Source organism: Streptomyces sp. NPDC094143 (assembly GCF_040303825.1).
Lineage (GTDB): Bacteria > Actinomycetota > Actinomycetes > Streptomycetales > Streptomycetaceae > Streptomyces.
In genome coordinates this window covers 67,014-84,918 of the sequence record NZ_JBEOTZ010000005.1, presented here as the reverse complement: position 1 = coordinate 84,918, position 17,905 = coordinate 67,014, and the positions used below count along the sequence as shown (strand labels likewise).

Sequence of the window (17,905 nt, the reverse complement as noted above, 5' to 3'; positions counted from 1 at the left end):
GAACGGCCCCCGGGTCCCGCAGGGCTGGACGGCCTTGGGTCCGGGGGGATGGGTGGCCTTGGGTCCGGGGGGGATGGGTGGCCTCGGCATGATGGCGGGATGCGCGCGCCCGCGGAGCCGCAAGGGGCCGTCGCGGAAACGGCACGGAGCCGGCGGAAGCGGGACCCGCCTGCTCGAACGGGCCGCTCACCGAGGCGGAGGCAGCCCGTCCCGCGAGGCGTCATGGAGCCGGCCGCCGGATCCCGGGGTGTGGGCGTCGGGAGCCGGCGGCCGGAGGTCGCGGTGAACTCGGGTCAGGGATCAGGGTGTTGCCCGGGCCAGCCTCTCCCCGCTCTGCGGCTGTGCCGCCGGTGCGGGGGTCGCCCGGGTGCCGGCGGGGAGCAGGCGCGTGGTGATCAGTCCGGCCAGGGCTGCCGCCCGCGGCCCGGGCGGCAGGGTGACGAACTCGGTGCCCGACGTGGAGTGCCGGCTCCATGGTGCGAGGCTGGGCCCTCCGGGCAGCGGGCCCGCGCAGACCACCAGCCGGCTCTCGGTGACCGTGCGGCGTACGGCGTGCGCGGGCCCTGACGTGCGCGGCGCCGGGGCCCAGCCGGGCGCGACCGCGTCGGACACGAACAGGGTGGTGCAGACGGCGTGTCCGGCCGCCCTCTCGAACGCCCCGGCCAGCGCGAGCCCGAGGTAGGCACCGGCCCCCCAGCCGTGCAGCGCGAACCGGCCGGTCACGCCCGCGTCGCGGACCTGGCGGACGAGACCGCCCGCCAGGTCGGGCAGGGCGCGCCCCGCCGCCGTGCAGGGGCGGGGCGCGTCGGCGGCGGGCCGCAGGACGACCGGCCGGAGGGCGGCGGGCAGGGCGCGGACCAGTCGGGTCACGTCCGCCGCCGGGGTGTCCGGTCCCGGCAGGAGCACCAGCGGGAACCGTGCCGCGCTCACCGTCATGTCGGTCTCCTCCCGGTTCGGGGTGACACGGAGGTCAGTGCGTGGGGCCGACATCGGTCGCCAGGACCCGGTGGTGTCCGTCCGCGCCGTGCGCACCGGCGGCTCCCGTCGTCGCGCCCGCCCAGGCGAGCACCGCCGTCATGACCACGGCCAGCGCCGCGTGCCCCAACCACCGCATGTCGTGTTCCTTTCGAGCCGTCCGTTTCCGGTGTGCCACGAGAGTGCGACGGGCGGGTCCCGACGGCGTCCCGGTGCGATACCGGCCGCATACCCCGGACGGCCGGCCGCGGTCGGGTCAGGTGGGGCCGGGTGTCCAGGTACCGCGTGCGTACAGGTACGCCCGGGTCACCAGACGGGCGACGACGGCCGTCTCGGCCTCGTCGCGCGGGCCGTAGACGAGCAGCGAGCCGCGCGGGGCGGCGGCCGTGCCCCAGCCGGCCGCGATCACCGCCTCGCCCCAGGGGGCGGGCAGCATCAGGTGCAGGCTGCCGTCGTAGGGCGGATGCACGTGCCCGAACTCCGAGCCCGCGAGGAACGCCTCGGCCGGTCCATGGGCGAGGACCGGTGCGAGGTGGAACGCACGAGTCCCCCGTACGCAGACGTACGAGGGACCCGTGCGGACCCCGTCGAACGCGCTGACCGCGTCGACGAGCCGTTGTGTCAGCCCGGCGGGCGCCGGGTCGGTGAGCTGTTCGACCGGGTCACCGGTGACGACCAGTGGGGCCGGTCCGCAGCGCGGCGGCAGAGGCATGTCCCCTCACCCTCCCGCCGTGCCGGAGGGCAGCAGATGGCGGTTCACCGCCCGGGCCGCCGCCGCCAGTTCGTCCCGGCACACCACCTCGACGCCCGCCGCGCGGAGGGTCTCCACGCCGGTGCAGTCCGCCACGAACAGCGGCGGTTCCCGCCAGGCCACGACGACCCGTCCGATGCCCGCGGCCAGGACGAGTCCGGCGCAGGGGGACGGGGACGAGGCCCGGCGGGTGCACGGTTCGAGGGAGGTGTAGAGGGTGGCGTCGCGCAGGCCCGGCCCGGGGTCGCCCAGGGAGCGCAGGGCGGCCTCCTCGGCGTGGACGCGGCCGCCGTCCTGGCGGGAGTACCCGCGGGCCAGTTCCCGGCCGTCCGCGGCGACCAGGATCGCCCCGACGGAGAACGCGGTCGGCGACGACGGGCACCGGCGGGAGAGGTCCACCGCGCGCCGTAACCACTCCAGGTCGCTCCCGGGGCCCGGTCTGTCCCGGCGGCCCGTCACGGCGGCACCCTGCCGATCACCATCCCGGCCGGCGCCGGAGCCGGACGGCTGTTCACCGGCCCCACCCCGCTCCGTCGGCGGTCGGGGTCTCGGCGAGCCGGAACCCCATGGCGTACAGGTCCCGCCGGTACCAGCCGTGGCGGCGGCGGCAGCGGGACAGGTCGGCGAAGCGGGTGAAACTGCCGCCGCGGGCCACCCGGTAGGGGGTGCCGGTGTCCCCGTGCAGGTCGTCGTCGACGAGGTGGCCGCCCGGGTAGGGCCGGTAGTCGTCGGCGACGTACTCCTCGACGTTGCCGCCCATGTCGTACGTGCCGAACGGGCCGCGTCCCGCCGGGTACATGCCGACCGGGGTGGTGGTCAGGGGGCCGTACTCGACGGTGTTGGCGCGGTCCTCGCCGGGTTCCTCGCCCCAGGGGTAGGCGCGTCCGTCGCCGCCGGAGGCCGCGTACTCCCACTCCGCCTCGGTGGGCAGCCGGAAGGCCCGGCCGGTGCGGCGGGCGAGCCAGGCCGCGTAGGCGTCGGCGTCCTGCGGCGACACGCTCCACACCGGGTGGTTGGCCAGCTGGGGCGGGTAGACGCCGAACCGCCAGGAGGTGGGCAGGGAGGCGTCCGGGTTCTCCGTCAGGAACAGGCGGTACTCCGCGTTGGTGACGGGGTAGCGGGCGATGCGGAAGGCGGCGATGTCGGCTTCGTACTCGGGCGCCTCCTTCGCGATCCACGCGCGGGTCACGCCCACGTGCCGCCAGGCGGCGGCGACCGCGTCGACGCGGTCCGCCGCCAGTCCCAGCCGCACCCGGGCGGCCGGGACGTCCGCCATCGCCGGCGCCAGCGGGTCGATCCGGGGATCGCCCAGCAGGGCCAGCAGGTTGCCCGCGGCCAGCCGCAGCAGCTGTTCGGCCGCCGGGTCCGACACGAGCAGGGCCAGTTCGCGCGGGTCCCGTCCGGCGAGCGTGCCGGTCAGCTGCCGCAGCCGGTCCTGGTCCACGCGGTCGGTGAAGGACGCGGGCAGCCCCATCGCCGTACGGTCGTCCAGCTCGTTGGGGTTGACCACGGGGGCCTCGGCCGTGGTCATGCCGCCCGCTCCACCGGTGCCTGAGCCGTCGCCGGCGGGTCCAGCGGGTAGACCCGGCCGTCGTAGGACGAGGCGAGGAAGCGGCCGCGGGCGGCGTCCCAGTGCAGGCTGGAGATGCCCGCGGTGGTGGGCCGCACCACGACGGGCCACTCCCCCGTCGTCACGTCGTGCACGGCGACCGTGCCCGCGTACGAGCCGGTCGCCACGAGGCGGCCGTCCGGGGAGGCGGCGACGCACTTGACGGAGTGGTCGTGCGGCGTGGGCACGGTACGGCTGGTGCGGCCGTCCCAGATGCGCAGGGTCAGGTCGCGGCTGACGCTGGCGAAGCGGCCGCCCGGCAGCGGGGCGCAGCCGTTGGCGATGCGCGCGTGGGCCTCGTCGACGCGGCCGGTCTCGGTGAACGTCTCCAGCGAGAACCAGGACACCGAGGCGTCCGCGCACACCGCGAACAGCGTGTCGCCGGAGACGGCGACGCCCTTGACCGCGTTGGTGTGCAGCGGCAGCGTGGCGACGTGCTCGGGCTCCTGGCCCTCGCGGACGGCGAAGACCAGGCCCTCACCGGTGTAGGCGCCGACCACGACGTGCGGCACGCCGTCCCGGGTGAAGGCCGCGGCGCAGTTCAGCGGGGAGCGGTGCTGGTGCAGGACGCGTCCGTCGCGGGCGTCGAAGACCCGGCCGAGCTGACCGCCGGTCAGCACCCGGTCCCCGGCCTCGACCAGGAAGTTGCACAGGCTGCCGGTGTCGGCGCGCTGCGTGCCGTCCACCCACACCAGTCCGGCGTCGCCGGTCGTCCACACGGCGCCGTCGGCGGTGGTGACGACGGAGTTGACGCACGCGGTGGGCTCCACGCCGTCGAGGTCCCAGGTGCCGTCGGTGACCCGGTAGAGGGCGTAGGACGAGCCGAAGGTGCCGAAGACGAGGGTGGAGTCGTCGAGGAAGGCGCAGGAGCGGGCCCACACCTCGGCGGGGAACTCGGCGGTGTGGGTGAGCCGCAGCCCGGCCCCGGCGTCGGAGGCGTCCCACACACGCAGGGTGCGGTCGTAGCTGAGGCTGACCAGGGACTCGGTGGCCGCGTTGTACACCAGACGCTTGATGCCGGCCTCGTGGGCGGGGGCCTTGCCGGTGCGGCCGTCGGCGATGGTGATGATCTCGCCGTCGTCGTTGCCCGCGTAGACCACGCCGGCCCGGGTGATCGCGATGGTGTCCGTCTCCACGCCGCCGAGGTCGACCTCGCCGACCATGCCGCCGGAGGCCAGGGACCAGCGCTTGACGGTGCCGTCGTCGCTGGAGGTGAGCAATTCATCGCTCTCCCCCAGCCAGGCGACGGAGATGACGTCGGCGGTGTGTCCCTCGAAGCGGGCCACGAGCGCGCCGCTGAAGTCGTAGACCCGCAGCAGGTGGTCGCGTGAGGCGGTGGCGACCAGTTCCCGGGTGGGGTGGAAGACGGACATCTCCACGTCGTCCTTCTGCTCGCTCAGGACGGCCCGGAGCTTCAGGTCGGGCACCGACCACAGCCGGGCGGTGTAGTCGCTCGACGAGGTCAGCAGCAGCTTCCCGTCCGGGCTGAACGCGACCTGGTTGGCCAGGTGGTCGTGGACGGCGCGGGCGAGCGGCGCCCGGCGGGCCGCGTCCCACAGGATGACCTGGTTGTCGTAGCCGGCCGTGGCCACGTACGCGCCGCCGAAGGCCGCGACGCCGCTGATCGGCCCGTGATGGCGTATCACGCTGACTCCTCCAGTCGGATGGTGTGAGAGGTGCGGGCGACCTTCGCCGTCAGGTAGCCGGTGTTGTGCGGGTTGACGAAGACGCCCGTGGCGACGGTGCGCCGCACCCGGATGCCGTAACGGCGCAGTTGCTCGCACTTGTTGGGGTTGTTGGTGAGCAGGTCGATCTCGTCGTGGCCGAGGGCCCGCAGCATCTGGGCGGCCGCCGCGTAGTCGCGTTCGTCCTCGCCCATGCCCAGGGCGCGGTTGGCCTCGTAGGTGTCCAGGCCCCGGTCCTGCAGCCCGTACGCATCGAGCTTGTTGTACAGGCCGATGCCGCGGCCCTCCTGGCGCAGGTACAGCAGCAGGCCGCCGGCGGTGTCGATCATGCGCAGCGCCTCGCGCAGCTGGGGGCCGCAGTCGCAGCGCGCGGAGCCGAACACGTCGCCGGTCAGGCACTCGGAGTGCACCCGCACCAGCGGCACGCCGTCCTGGACGGTCCCCAGGCGCAGCGCGAGGTGCTCGCGTCCGTCCACCAGCCCGCGGAAGGTCGTGACGCTGGCGGTGATCGGGTCGCCCGTGGCCGGGTACAGGGGGATGCGGACGCTCTGGCGCACCTCGGCCCTGGGTGGCGCGTCACCGGCGCCGTCGGGGTGGCGCAGCGCGGGCACGGAGGCGGCCGGGAGGTCGGTGGTGCGGGTGTCGCCGGATATGTGGGGCATGTTTCCTCCTCCTAGGCCGGCTCGGTCGTCGCCGGGTTCGTCGGGGTCCAGGCGGTGCGGGCGCGGTGCAGGTGGACGAGCACCAGCGACGAGGCGACGCCGAGCGCCAGGAACGTGGCGTGCGGGCCCGCAGCGTGTTCGAGCGGGGGGATCACAACAGGGGACAGCAGCGCGGCGGATCCCGTCAGCAGCCACATCAGTCCCGAGGCCCGGCCCATGACCTCCTGCGGCAGGTACCGCACCCGCAGCATCACCACGGCCGCCAGCAGCGCGCCCTGGGCGACGGCGCCGAGGGCCAGGGCCACGAGGAACAGCGGCCACACCGGCACCGCCAGCAAGGCCAGGGAGACCGCGCGGACGACGACGGCCGCGGGCAGCAGCCTCCTGGGGCGCAGCCGTTCGCGCTGGGACACCAGCAGGTTGCCCGTGAGCAGGCTCAGGTTCACGGCCGCGACGACCCAGCCGGCCTGCTGTGCGGACAGCTGCCAGGAGTGGCGCAGTTCGAAGAGGACCAGGGACGTCAGGCCGGTGCCGCAGACGGCTTCCAGCACCATCTGCAGGACGAGCGTGACGGCGATGCGCCGGTCGGCGAGGGTGTCGCGCCAGACGCCGCGCAGTCGTGCCGGTTCGCGCCGGCGGGGGTCCGCCGCGGGGCGGCGTGGCGGACGGACACCGGCCGCCCACACCGCCAGCGGCGCGAAGAACGTGGGCAGGTTCAGCCACAGCACGCCCAGGTAGCCCAGCAGGGGCAGGGTGGCCGCGACCAGGACCGGCCCGGCCAGCGTGGTGGCGAGGAACAGGCTGTTGAGGGTGCCGCGGGCGCGGGCCGGGCAGCGCGGGAACATCACCGGTACGTCGGTCATCCAGCCGACGCGGTAGGCGACGCCGCCGGCGGCCACCACCAGGGCGCAGACGAACAGCACCCACGGCTCGGGATCGCCCTGCCACAGCAGCAGGTTCATCACCGTGGCCGCCGAAGCCTGCGCCAGCAGTCCGTACAGGACGAGGCGGGCGGTGCCGCGCCGGTCGGCCACCGAGCCGAACCAGGGGGCGAGCAGCATGCTCATCGGCACGGTGGCCGCCAGCCACGTCATCACGGCGAGCGAGCCGGTCAGGCGGTAGGCCAGCAGGGGCAGCGCGGTCGCGTACAGGGCCTCGCCGAGGTTGTTGACGGTGTTGCCGGCGGCGAAGACCCGGAAGGAGCGCTCGGTGAACGGTGAGGGCTCCACGACCTCGTCGCCGCGGTCGCCGCCGTGTGCGGCGCGCACCCGGTCGGCGGTGGTCACGGCCGGGCCGCGCCGTTCGCGGCGGGGAAGGGACGGGCGCCGGAGGAGCGCGGCAGCCACAGGTCGCGCAGCACGGTGAGGACGGGTCCCTCGCCGCCGCGGTCCAGGCGGTACAGGCGCAGGTAGCCGCCCCGGCCGCCGACCACCACGTAGGCCCGGCCGTCGGCGCCGCGCAGCGCGGTCATGCCCTTGGGGAAGTCGGGCAGGTCCTCGTGCAGGGCCAGCAGTTCGCCGCTGTCGTGGTCGTAGGCGGCGATCTGCATGCCGTAGGTGACCACGCACAGGGTGCCGTCGATCAGGGCGCAGTTCTCGGCGGTGTTGTCGAGGAGTTCCACGAACTGGCGCCGCGGCTTGTCCTCGCCGACGACGACCTCCTTGACGCCTCCGCCGCCGGTGACGCGCAGCCGGTCGCCGTCGACGAGCAGCCGCTTGGGGTAGCTCTCCAGCTCCGTCTCCCAGGTGACACCGCCCTGTTCGTCGTAGGCGGCGAGCCGGCCGGTGCGGCAGCCGAGCACCCGGCGGCCGTCGGGCAGATACGCCGACGCCCAGGCGCTCGCGGGCAGTTGGTCCATGTGCAGCAGCTGCCGGCCGCTGGCGGCGTCGAACTCGAAGCCGCCGGCGTTGCAGGCGACCAGGACGCGGCTGTGGTCCGGGGAGACCGAGACGGTGTGGACGATACCGGGCAGGCGGGTCTCCCACACGGTGGTGCCGTCGGGGGTGAAGCGGCGCACGGTGTCGGGCCAGAAGATCGCCACCCGGTCGTCGCCGCACGGCTCGGCGCGGCGGGCGAAGCCCGGGGCGTCGTGGTACTCGCCGACCAGGTCGAGGCGGGCGTGGTCGCCGCTGGTCTCGAGGCGGACCAGGGCGGTGCCGTCGTCGGTCGCGGCCAGGACGGTGGTGGTGTCGCCGGGCAGCGGGCGCAGGTCCCACACGCACTGGCGGGCGTAGGCCAGCCGGTGCAGCAGTTCGCCCTCCGGGGACAGTGCCGTGATCTCGCCGTCCTGGGTGAGGGTGTAGACGCGGCCCTCCTCGTCGATGGTGACGTCGATGATCTGGTGGCTGAAGCCGGTGACCCGCTTGCGGACGGACAGTTCGGGCGTGGTGTTGTCGAACAGGAGCAGTTCCCCGTCGAAGCCGCCGATGTAGGCGGTGGTGAAGTCCGGGGAGAACACGAGCCCTTCGACGTCGTTGCGGGCGAAGTGCATGCGCTGGCCGACGGTGCCGTCGAGGCCGATGGTCACCACGCCGTTGGAGATGTTGTGGGTGTCGCCGATGCCGGCGTCGCCGATGGCCCAGAAGCGCCGGTGCCGGGCGTCGTAGACGACGCGGTGGACGTTGGAGGTGTCGATGCGCACCGTCGTCGGGAACGACCACTCCTCCAGTGAGCCGAGGTGGACGCACCCGTGCCGGTCGGAGACGGCGTGCACGCCGGGGGCGTCGGTGCAGAACCATTCGAGCATGTCGTAGCCGTGCGGCCAGGGGACGATCCGCTCGACGGCGAACGTCTCCACGTCGAGGACGACGACCTGGAAGTACCCGTTGTCGACATAGGCCTTGCCCTTCCACAGGCCGATGCCGCGCAGCATGGTGGGGGACGGCTGTTCGCCCTCCAGGAGCAGGGAGCGGTCGGCGGTGGCGCGGGCGTCGAGGCGGTCGGCGAGGTGCAGGGTGTCGGCGTGCCAGCGGCAGAGGGTGCCGGTCTTGTCGCGGGTGATGATCCAGTCGCCGGCGAGGGCGACGCCGTACACCGGCTGGCCGGCCGTGTCCTGCGCGAGGGCGGGCACGCCGGAGGAGCGGCGCAGGGTCAGGTCGTGGTCGAGCAGGTGCAGGCCACCGCGGACGTCACAGGCCAGGAGCCCGCGACCGGGCAGGCTGACGATCCGCGTGATCCGTTCGGGGATGCCCATGGCGGAACTCCACTTCTGTCGTGGGGTCGAGAGGAAGACGCGATGCGCCCCCCGGGGCGGGGCGAGCCTGCCCCAGGGGGCGAATCCTCACTGCACTGGAGGGTGAGGGGCGCCTCAGATGGCGGCGCGGGTCACGCGACGGACGAGCTTGGTCATGGGACTGCACCTCCTTCGCATTCCTGCTGTGCTCGTGACGAGGGAACTGACAGGGCGCCTCAGATGGCGGCGCGGGTCACGCGGCGGACGAGCTTCGTCATGAGGGGCACCCCCTTTCAAGGGCTCGGGCTCCACGACGCGCGTGGTGCCGGACCGGTGCACCGTCCCTGGTCGGACGGGCGTTCCTGCCACCGACGCGTACCTCGTGGGCACCACGCGCGGGGCAAGTCTGGGGAGGGGCGCGGCGGTCGAGGCCGCGGCGCCGGGCGGGTGGACGTCAGACGACGGTCGCGGGGCGCAGGGCGCCGTCACCGGCCGCGGGCCGCACGACGTCCGCGTCGGCGACGGCGCGGCGGGCCGCCCATACGGCGGCTGCCACCTCGTCGAGGAGGGCGACGGTCGCCGGGTCGGTGAACCCCTGGCCGGTGCGCGGCAGCGCTTCCGCGTCTCCGAGGGCGAGGGGCCGGTGGTCGATGAGGACCGCTCCGGAGCGCTCCAGGTTCACCCGCAGTCCCGGCTGTGCGTCCGCCGCCCCACGGGGTCCGGGGGAAGCGCTCAGCACCGCCGTCGGCAGGCCGGTCAGGGCGCTGTCCCCCCAGGGGCGGGAGAGCCAGTCCAGGGCGTTCTTCAGGACTCCGGGCGCGCCTCCGTTGTAGGAGGGGGTGCTGATCACCAGGGCGTCCGCGGACGCGAGCAGCCGTCGCGCCTCGGCCACCGCCGCGGGACCGTCCGCCACGTCCAGGTCCTGGTCGTAGTACGGCAGAACCCGCGGATCCAGCAGGGGCGTGTGCACCCGTGCGTCCCGCTGGGCCAGCAGCCGGCCGAGGGTCGCGACGGCGGTGGTGTTCACCGAGCCGCGCCGCAGGCTGCCGGACATCAGTACGATCCTGGTCACCCCGGTCTCCCTGTCGTCCGGGCGGTTCCCCTCGCGGGGCCGCCTTCCGATGACTTGAGAGTGCCGCAGCGGCTTCCCGGCCCGGTCCCGATCCGATACCGCGTCCGCCGGGCCGGGAGGGAACTCCCGGCCCAGGGCCCGCAGACCGTGCCGGGCGCACCCCGGACGTCAGCCCGGAGCGTCGCGCGGCTTCTCCCACAGCAGGGTGTAGCGCCACAGCAGACGGCGCCGGAACCGGCTGCCGGGCAGCACGCGGTGGGCGATGTCCCGCGTCTCGCGGAAGGTGGTGTCCGGGTCGGCGACCGGCATCTTCGACGGGGCGTGACTGCCGCCCCTGCCCCGGCCCGTCACCTTCACCGCGGGCACCGCCGTGGCCAGGTGCAGCAGGTCGAGAGCGGATCCGGGGTCGGCGAGACCGATGACGGCCAGCCGGCCGCCCGGCGCCAGCAGCTCCGCCGACCGGCTCAGGGCGCGTTCGGTGCCGAGGTGGTGTGCGACGGCGACCATGGTGATCAGGTCGTACCGGCCCAGGGGGAGCTGGGTCCCACTGGCTGCGAAGAAGTCCGCCTCCAGGAAGCGGGCGTTGCTCACGTCCTGGCTGCGGCTGCGTGCCGACTCGACCATCTCCGTGGAGAGATCGATCCCGGTGACCCGCCCTGACCGGGCGGCGAGGAGGCGGGCGAGCTCTCCGTCCCCGCATCCCACGTCCAGCGCCTCACGGCAGTTTCCCGGAACGAAGTCCAGAATTGCGGGGTAGTAATGGATGTTCGGATTCCAGCGGCTGGTTTTCATGCCGCAAAATTAGGGAGAGCTATTTACCCGGTCAACCCTTTCATGTAGGGAGGAAATGGGGATCGAGAAGGGATGGATCCGGGAGCGGAATTCGGTAGTCAATTCGTTTTCCACTGCTCGACAGCGGGCTTGAGGTAATCCATCAGCCGGGGCTGCTGCGGGACCAGCGTGAGGGCGGCGACGATCCGCAGCATGCCCAGGGCGTTGACGAAGCGCAGGACCTCCCCGTCGAGCGGCCGCATGCCGTTGCGCCGCGCGCCGCGGTCGTAGGCGGCTACGTGCTCGGGCCCGAGGGCGGCCAGGTCCCATTCGACGGGCCCGAGCGTGACCAGTTCGAAGTCGGCGTAGCGGTCACCGTCCACCCCGTGGAAGATGTTCGCGGGCGGGGAGTCGCCGTGGAGGGGCTGGAGGTCGACGCCGGGGAACCGGGCCTCGAAAGCGGCGCGTGAGCGCACGAGCGGTTCGAGGTCCTGCCACTCGCGGCGGGCGCGGTCCAGTTCGGCCGCGCCGATCAGGTCGGGGTGCCGGCCGAGCCGTTCGAGGCTGTCCGCGATGAACTGCGGATCGGCCGCGGAGAGGAACTCCAGGCGGCCCGGGTAGGCGCGCAGGGCCGCGTGCAGGCCGGCGACGCTCTCGGCGTTCGCCACGTAGTCGGGTTCCTTGTCGCGGTCCTCCTCGACGAACGGCCAGAACGTCATCGAGAACCCGTTCCGCTGGACGGGTTCGCGGGGCACGAGCGGGCTCGGCGCGATCACCGGGATGCCCTGCTCGTCGAGCCAGCGGGTCACGTCCAGCTCGTCCCGCTGGCGGCGTGCGAGGGCGTCGAGGTCGCCGGGCTGGGGCAGCACGGTGGGGATCCGTGCCACGACCGGCGAGGGCGCGAGGTGGACGACGACGGAGAACACGTCGTGGAGCACCGTCGGGTCGGTGACGGTCAGGCCGAGCGCGCGTCCCGCCGCGACGGCCGCCTCGACCGCGGCGGAGGTGCGGTCGGCGAGTTGTCGTGGTGTGAGGAAGGTGGTCATGCTCCATCGCTTTCGGTAGGCGGCCCCGCCGGTTCGGTCGCGAGGCCTGTCGGATCGTCAGCTATCTGCCGGAGCGTCAACTCCGGCGCCCCGCGCGCAGTTCGAGCCGCTCTCCGGCGAACCGTGCACGGAAGCCTCGGTCGTGGGAGACGGCTACCACCGCTCCCGGGTAGTCCGCGAGCGCGGCCTGGAGGTCCTCGACCAGGTCGAGTGCGATGTGGTTGGTCGGTTCGTCGAGGACGAGCAGGTCGGCGGGGCGGGTCACGAGGATCGCGAGCTGCAGCCGCCGGCGCTGCCCGGCGGACAGGCCGGCGACCGGGACGTGCAGGTCCTCCTCGCGGAACAGGCCGAGCGCCAGCAGCTGTTGGGCGTGCTCGTCCGGCGGTCCGGGACGCCCGGCGGCGAACGCGGAGAGCAGCGGCAGGTGTGTGGAGTGCGTGGGCAGTTCCTGTGCGAGGTAGCCGATCCGGGCGGGGCGGCGTACCGTGCCGGCGTCCGGCGCCAGGTCGCCCGCGAGGACGCGCAGCAGCGTCGTCTTGCCCGCGCCGTTCTCCCCCGTGACCAGCAGTCGCTGTCCGGGTGCGATCGTCAGCAGGCCCTCCAGGCACAGCCGTTGGCCGACCCGTATGTCGTCGAGTGCGGCGAGGGGGCCCTGGGCCGGGCCGTCGGCCGCCGGTGCGGGCACCGCCGTGAAGCGCAGCGGTGCCGGTGGCTCGGGGACCGGGTGGCGCCGCAGCTGGTCCAGCCGCTCCCGGACCGCGCGCACCTGGCCGCCGAGCTTCGCCTCGCTGGAGCGGCGGTGCTTCCCGAAGCCCTGCCTCGGATCGCGGCCGGTGGTGGCGAGCCGCCGCCCGGCGGCCTCCAGCAGTTCCTCCATGCGGGCCACTTCCCCGGCCCACTCCGCGTACCGCTGCTCCGCGCCGCGCCGGGCGGCCGCCTTCGCGGCGCGGTAGCCGGCCCAGCCGTCGCCGTACCGGCGCACGGTGCGCTCCTCCCGGTCGACCTCCAGGATCGTGGTGGCGATGTTCTCCAGGAAGCCGCGGTCGTGGGTGACCGCGACGACGGTGCCGCGGTGGGCGCGCAGGTGTTCCTCCAGCCAGCGCACGGCCCTCGCGTCGAGGTGGTTCGTCGGCTCGTCCAGGAGCAGCAGTTCGGGCGCGGCGGCCAGCACGCAGGCGAGCGCGAGCCGTGACCGCTCACCGCCGGACAGCGAGCCGAGCGTGCGGTCGCGGGTGATCCGGGCCAGTCCGAGCCCGTGCAGGGCGGCGTCCACTCGGGCGTCCGCCTCGTAGCCGCCGCGTTCCTCGTAGGCGGTCAGCAGTTCGCCGTACGCGGCGAGTTGCTCGTCCGTGGCGTCCGCGAGGGACTCCTCCGCCGTGCGCAGGCCTCGCTCCATGGCACGCAGGTCGGCCAGGGCGAGGTCGACGGCGTCCTGCACGGTGAGCGCCGCGTCCAGGTCGAGCGTCTGGGCGAGGTGTCCGGTGCCGCCGGGGAACTCGACGGTGACCTCGCCGGCGTCGGGCGTCTCGCTCCCGGCGAGCAGGCGCAGCAGGGTGGACTTGCCCGAGCCGTTCTCGCCGACCACGGCGGCCTTCTCGCCCGGCCGGACGGTGAAGCGGACCTGGTCGAGGACGGTCCGGGTGCCGAAGGACTTGGTGACGTCCTTGACGGCCAGCTGTGCCACGGCAGCGGGGACGACGGTGGGCAGGGCGGTGGGGGCGCGATCGCGCATACGACTTTCCCGGGGCGTGCGAAGGGTCCACGGACAGCGGAGACGGCGGCGTCGGCCGTGCCCGGACTCAGACGAAGAAGAGGAAAGCCATGACCCCACTGTAACAAGACGAACCGTCTCGCCTCTAGTCATCGCCGGGGCCCTGGGGAGCGGGGCCGCAAGCGCTGAGGGTCGGGCGGGACGGGATGGCTGCCACCGGGGCGGGTCTGCGTGCTCTGGTCCTGCGGCTTCGGCGCCTGGACGACTTCCTCGCCCGTGTGCCCCGATCCCACGGTCAGGACGACGGACCGCCGCCCCGGAGGCAACGGCACCAAAAGGGCGGCGGGCATACTGAGTTCATGTCAGACGCCCAGGAAGAGCACCCGAGGACGAACGCGGTGCGGGTCAACGAGTCAGGCGTGCTGGAGTACTTCGACGGCGAGCGGTGGGCACCGTACCTGGACCTGCCCGACGACGACCCCGGCCCGCTGGGCGTCGTCTTCCGCGGAGAGGACCGGTGAGCCCCGTCCCACCGCCCGGGCCGCCCGACACGGTTGTGCTGGAGGCACTGCCCTCACCCCTGGACTCGGTCGCCGACAGCCGGGAGGCCGCGCGGTGGACCCTCGCGTCCAGTGGAGCCGTGGGGGCCCTGCTGCTCGGCGGCGGCCCCCTGCTCGCCGTCGGGAAGATCACCGACTGGGCGCACGCGGCCTGGGCCGGAGGCGGGCTGGTCGTCGCGCTGCTCGGGGTGGCCTGGGCGGTGTGGCAGACCAGTGAGGTACTCGTCCCGCCGCTGACCACGCCCGACGTCCTCACCTCGCCCGCCCTGCGTGAGCTGCGCGAGCAGTTCGACGCCTCCCCCGGCTACTACTTCGGCGCGCTGGCCGGTGACGTCGAGGGCCTCCTGCGGCACCGTCAACTCGCCGCGGAGATCAGCCGCCGGCTGGCGACCGCCGAGCCCGCTGAGCGGGTGGCGCTGGAACGCGGCCTGGCCACGGCCCGGCGCAACATCGCCCGCACCGACCCCTATCTGCGGTGGCTGCTGGCGACCGCGCACGCCTGGCTCGTACGGGAGAAGCTCCGCAAGGCCCGGCGGCACACGTTCGCGTCCGCCCTGCTCGTGATCACGGGCGCCGTCGTGTTCCTCGGGGCGACCGCCCGGTGACCCGCGTGGGCCCCGGCACGCGCGACGGACCGGGGCTCGCGCCGTCCCCCGGTCGCCTTCCGGGCCCGGCGCGACAGCCCGCGGCAGCGGCGTGCGTCCACGGCGGGGCGCTCCGGCAGACCCCGACGAGGGCCCGTCCGATCCGATACGCGCCAATGCCGTCCCCGCGCCTCGTGAAGGCGGTCGCCGGTGCGCGGTCCGCTCGACCGTCCAGCCGGGCCGCGGACGGCGGGTGTTCCGTGGGGCAGACGCCGTCGCCGGCCCCTGCCTAGCCTCGCTCGAGCCGACCTGGCTCACCACACAGCGCCCGACCTGAAGTACGGCTTCTCCGGCTGCAGCCTGGCCACCGCGACCGGCGCCACACCCTGCTCCGGACCGGCCCGGCCAACGTCGGCGCCCACTACGGCGCGACCATCCCGCGCCGACGTCGAGGCGGCCCCGTGCCTCACCGCGCCAGGACTTCCCGTGCCGCGGCGGAACTCGCCGGCGGCATGCGCAGCGGTGACCACCCGGACGACGTCAGGCTCTGTCGGAGCTCGGCAGGTCCCCTTCGCGATGGTGGCCCGCCGGGAGGAGTCGCTGACGGTGCTCGGTCCGGTCACGGTGCCTGGCGCCCGCCCGTCACCGTCATGACCGGCACTGGGCCGGCTCCCGCGGGCACGGCAGGTGGCCCTTGCCGCGGATGACCTGCTGGCTGGTGGTCTCGTCGAGGTAGGCCAGGAATCCGGCGGCGAGGGACCCGGCCGGAGCGGGGCCGTAGGTGTAGGCGTACTCGACGTCCTTGTACGGGTAATGACCGGCTCCCAGGTCGATCTGGGCCTCGTCGGGCCAGTCGCCGTTCAGGGGCACCGTGTTCACCTTGCCGCCGCGCTCCCTGGCGAGGCCGACCTCGCTGTAGCCGATGGCGCCCGGTTGTTCCTCGACCTTGTCCAGCACGGCCCGGGTCGAACCGAGTTCGCAGCGCGTGACGGTGTCGCCGGCCCGCGCGGGCGGCCTGCAGTCCAGTGACGTGCTCGGCGCCCGCTCCCACCCGCTGAGCACCCGGTCCTGGAAGATCTGCCGCGTGCCGGACTCGTCCCCCCGGCTGACCAGGACGATCGGCAGGTCGGCGAGCTCCTTCCGGCCGGGCACGACCTCGCCCCAGCGCCGGTACTCACCCGCGTAGACGTCCCGAACCTGCTGCGGGGTCAGTCCGCGCGGGCCGAGGTCGACGTCCTTGTGGACGACGAGGGTGAAGAAGGACAGCGCGACCCGGGTGCCCGTCAGGTTCCAGCGCTTCCCCATCGGTCCGTCCGAGAAGGCGATCACGGACCGGGCGGCGCTCGGCGACCGCCCGCCCAGTTCGGCGAGCTGGGACACGCCGTCCTCGCTGCCGCGCGCCTCGACGGAGATGTCGGCGCCCTGGCACTTGCTCTCGTACTGCTCGGCGATCGTGCGGACGACCGGTTCGAAGGCGGTCGAGCCCGTCAGGGTCAACTCGCCCTCCTCGCACTCGATGGGACTGCCGTCGCGCAGCACGATGATGCCGGCGAGGGCGAGCACCGCGAGGGCCAGGGCGCCGCTGAGCAGCCGGGCCGGGAGGCTGAACGTACGCTGCTTCTCGTCCGGCTTGGGAGCGCTGTTGCGGTGGACCCGGCCGTCCCGGAGGCCGCCGATCAGCCTGACGTCCCCTTCGGCCGGACCTCCGGAGAGCAGGACCAGCAGCTTGAAGTGGTCGCCCGGATTGAGCGGGACGCGCGGGATGGTCACCGTGCTGCCCATGTGCTCGAAGCCGTTGGCGTTGGTGAAGTGGCTGTTCAGGTGCTCGATGCCGGACGGCTGGGTGACCGAGACGGCCTGGACGGTGCGGCCCGTGAACTCGGCGGTCAGGCCGTGGACTTCGGACGAGGTGTAGTCGTTGTCGGCGACGCTCTGCGAGCCGTCGTTCTCGATGCGCAGGAGCACCAGCGACGCGTCGGCCATGTTCGGTACGTCGAAGTCGCCGAGGCGGGGGTTGAACGATCCGTCGCCTATGGGACTGTCCATCTGGACGCGGTAGCCGATCAGCTTGCGGCGCGGCACCCGGCGGTCGTACAGGAACATCGCGATGGGCACGAGGAGACCGAGGACGGACGTGCCGATGGCGACGACGTTCTCAAGGCTCAGCCACTCCACTGGTGGTCCCCCGCCACTCCCCGAGCTCAGATGGTGGGGTCACGGTATGTCTGTCCGAACGGCCCGTCACGAGGGTGACACCAGTGTTCGCTCCACGTTCAACTTCACCGAGCTGTCCGGTTGCTGCTCCGCGCGCTCGCGCCCGCCCCCGGCCCCGTGGGTGGGACCTTGCTGCCGGGGTAGACGGGGCAGCATGCCTGAAGTGATCCAAGCCGGCGGCTGGGGAATCGTGGCCGGCTCCGCCCTGCTGCTGGGGGCGGTGCTCGGCTACCGGCTGCGCGTCCCGCAGAAGGTCATCGCCCTGGTGATGGCGTTCGGCGCGGGCGTGCTGCTCTCGGCCGTCTCGTTCGAACTGGTCGGTGAAGCGTACGAGGAGGCCGGCCTCGCCCCGGCGGCCCTCGGCACGCTGGCCGGGGCCCTGGCCTACACGGCCGGCAACCTGTGGCTGGCCCGCCGCGGCGCCCGGCATCGCAAGCGATCCGGTCACCTTCCCGGGCAGGCGCAGCCCTCCGAGGAGGAGGACAAGGGCTCGGGGCTGGCCCTCGCGCTGGGCGCGTTGCTCGACGGGGTCCCCGAATCCGCGGTCATCGGGGTGGGCCTGCTCAACGGCGGTGCCGTCAGCGCGGTCACCGTGGCGGCCGTGTTCATCAGCAACATCCCCGAAGGGCTGTCCAGTTCGGCCGGCATGAGGAAGGCCGGACGCGGCAAGGGCTATGTCTTCGGCGTATGGGGAGCGATCGCCGCCGCGAGCGCGCTCTCCGCCGTCCTGGGTTACGCCGTGGTCGGGGGCTTCTCCACGGCGGTGATCGCGGCGGTGACGGCGGTGGCCGCGGGCGCGATCCTGGCGATGATCGCCGACACGATGATCCCCGAGGCGTTCCAGGAGGCCCACCTGGCGATCGGGCTGGTGACCGTCGGCGGTTTCCTGGTCTCGTTCGCCCTGTCCCACGCGTGACAGCCCTCGCGTGAGCCGGCGCATTGCCTTCACCCGTCCTCATTGCAATGCACGGGTGTTGATGCTGTTGCGTTAGTCACGTTCATTGCAATGATTTAGCCGCCTTGAGCTGCCCATACCGACTTTCCATGCAATAAATACGTTGCCGAACCTCTGAACGCAACGTAGCGTTTCCAA

17 protein-coding genes are annotated in these 17,905 nt (G+C 73.5%); 3 read left to right on the top strand and 14 right to left on the bottom strand.

The features are described 5' to 3' along the window. Positions 1 to 300 precede the first annotated feature (300 nt). The 13 genes from ABTZ58_RS08470 to abc-f form a co-directional block, all read right to left on the bottom strand. Positions 301 to 936 (bottom strand): hypothetical protein, encoded by a 636-nt coding sequence (locus tag ABTZ58_RS08470; RefSeq protein ID WP_351352086.1) that lies wholly within the window; start codon positions 934 to 936, stop codon positions 301 to 303. A 34-nt stretch (positions 937 to 970) separates the two neighbouring features. Beyond that, positions 971 to 1,114: a hypothetical protein gene (locus ABTZ58_RS08465; RefSeq protein WP_351352083.1), complete on the bottom strand. Its 144-nt coding sequence runs from the start codon at positions 1,112 to 1,114 to the stop codon at positions 971 to 973. Positions 1,115 to 1,231: 117 nt separating this feature from the next. Further along, the gene (locus ABTZ58_RS08460; protein WP_351352080.1) at positions 1,232 to 1,687 is read right to left on the bottom strand and encodes a luciferase domain-containing protein; all 456 of its coding nucleotides are present in this window, start codon (positions 1,685 to 1,687) and stop codon (positions 1,232 to 1,234) included. Between the two features lie 6 nt (positions 1,688 to 1,693). Beyond that, the gene (locus ABTZ58_RS08455; RefSeq protein ID WP_351352077.1) at positions 1,694 to 2,185 is read right to left on the bottom strand and encodes a cytidine/deoxycytidylate deaminase family protein; all 492 of its coding nucleotides are present in this window, start codon (positions 2,183 to 2,185) and stop codon (positions 1,694 to 1,696) included. Between the two features lie 52 nt (positions 2,186 to 2,237). Beyond that, positions 2,238 to 3,257, bottom strand: a complete 1,020-nt coding sequence (locus tag ABTZ58_RS08450; protein WP_351352074.1) for a formylglycine-generating enzyme family protein — start codon at positions 3,255 to 3,257, stop codon at positions 2,238 to 2,240. Then, complete coding sequence (locus tag ABTZ58_RS08445) at positions 3,254 to 4,981, bottom strand: WD40 repeat domain-containing protein (protein ID WP_351352071.1); 1,728 nt, start codon at positions 4,979 to 4,981, stop codon at positions 3,254 to 3,256. The genes ABTZ58_RS08450 and ABTZ58_RS08445 overlap by 4 nt, the downstream gene beginning before the upstream one ends. Then, a complete protein-coding gene (locus ABTZ58_RS08440) occupies positions 4,978 to 5,682 on the bottom strand; it encodes a GTP cyclohydrolase II (RefSeq protein WP_351352068.1) in 705 nt (234 codons plus the stop codon). Before ABTZ58_RS08440 ends, ABTZ58_RS08445 begins: the two co-directional genes overlap by 4 nt. Positions 5,683 to 5,693: 11 nt before the next feature. Further along, on the bottom strand, positions 5,694 to 6,968 hold the full coding sequence (locus ABTZ58_RS08435; protein ID WP_351352065.1) for an MFS transporter: 1,275 nt from the start codon (positions 6,966 to 6,968) through the stop codon (positions 5,694 to 5,696). Then, positions 6,965 to 8,875: an outer membrane protein assembly factor BamB family protein gene (locus ABTZ58_RS08430; protein ID WP_351352062.1), complete on the bottom strand. Its 1,911-nt coding sequence runs from the start codon at positions 8,873 to 8,875 to the stop codon at positions 6,965 to 6,967. Before ABTZ58_RS08430 ends, ABTZ58_RS08435 begins: the two co-directional genes overlap by 4 nt. Positions 8,876 to 9,308: 433 nt before the next feature. Continuing rightward, complete coding sequence (locus tag ABTZ58_RS08425; RefSeq protein ID WP_351352059.1) at positions 9,309 to 9,926, bottom strand: NADPH-dependent FMN reductase; 618 nt, start codon at positions 9,924 to 9,926, stop codon at positions 9,309 to 9,311. A gap of 168 nt (positions 9,927 to 10,094) precedes the next feature. After that, the gene (locus tag ABTZ58_RS08420; RefSeq protein ID WP_351352056.1) at positions 10,095 to 10,718 is read right to left on the bottom strand and encodes a methyltransferase domain-containing protein; all 624 of its coding nucleotides are present in this window, start codon (positions 10,716 to 10,718) and stop codon (positions 10,095 to 10,097) included. Between the two features lie 98 nt (positions 10,719 to 10,816). Continuing rightward, positions 10,817 to 11,743, bottom strand: coding sequence for an aminoglycoside phosphotransferase family protein (locus ABTZ58_RS08415; RefSeq protein ID WP_351352053.1), 927 nt, complete (start codon positions 11,741 to 11,743; stop codon positions 10,817 to 10,819). A gap of 76 nt (positions 11,744 to 11,819) precedes the next feature. Further along, positions 11,820 to 13,475: a ribosomal protection-like ABC-F family protein gene (abc-f, locus tag ABTZ58_RS08410; RefSeq protein WP_351352050.1), complete on the bottom strand. Its 1,656-nt coding sequence runs from the start codon at positions 13,473 to 13,475 to the stop codon at positions 11,820 to 11,822. A 338-nt stretch (positions 13,476 to 13,813) separates the two neighbouring features. On the opposite strand from abc-f, the gene ABTZ58_RS08405 reads away from it, so the two are divergent. Beyond that, positions 13,814 to 13,975, top strand: a complete 162-nt coding sequence (locus ABTZ58_RS08405) for a hypothetical protein (RefSeq protein ID WP_351352047.1) — start codon at positions 13,814 to 13,816, stop codon at positions 13,973 to 13,975. Further along, complete coding sequence (locus tag ABTZ58_RS08400) at positions 13,972 to 14,619, top strand: hypothetical protein (protein WP_351352044.1); 648 nt, start codon at positions 13,972 to 13,974, stop codon at positions 14,617 to 14,619. The genes ABTZ58_RS08405 and ABTZ58_RS08400 overlap by 4 nt, the downstream gene beginning before the upstream one ends. A gap of 627 nt (positions 14,620 to 15,246) precedes the next feature. On the opposite strand, the gene ABTZ58_RS08390 is transcribed toward ABTZ58_RS08400, so the two are convergent. Continuing rightward, complete coding sequence (locus tag ABTZ58_RS08390; RefSeq protein ID WP_351352041.1) at positions 15,247 to 16,773, bottom strand: PstS family phosphate ABC transporter substrate-binding protein; 1,527 nt, start codon at positions 16,771 to 16,773, stop codon at positions 15,247 to 15,249. 193 nt (positions 16,774 to 16,966) lie between these two features. Between ABTZ58_RS08390 and ABTZ58_RS08385 the strand changes: the two genes are divergently transcribed. Then, complete coding sequence (locus tag ABTZ58_RS08385; RefSeq protein ID WP_351352038.1) at positions 16,967 to 17,728, top strand: ZIP family metal transporter; 762 nt, start codon at positions 16,967 to 16,969, stop codon at positions 17,726 to 17,728. Positions 17,729 to 17,905: the final 177 nt, after the last annotated feature.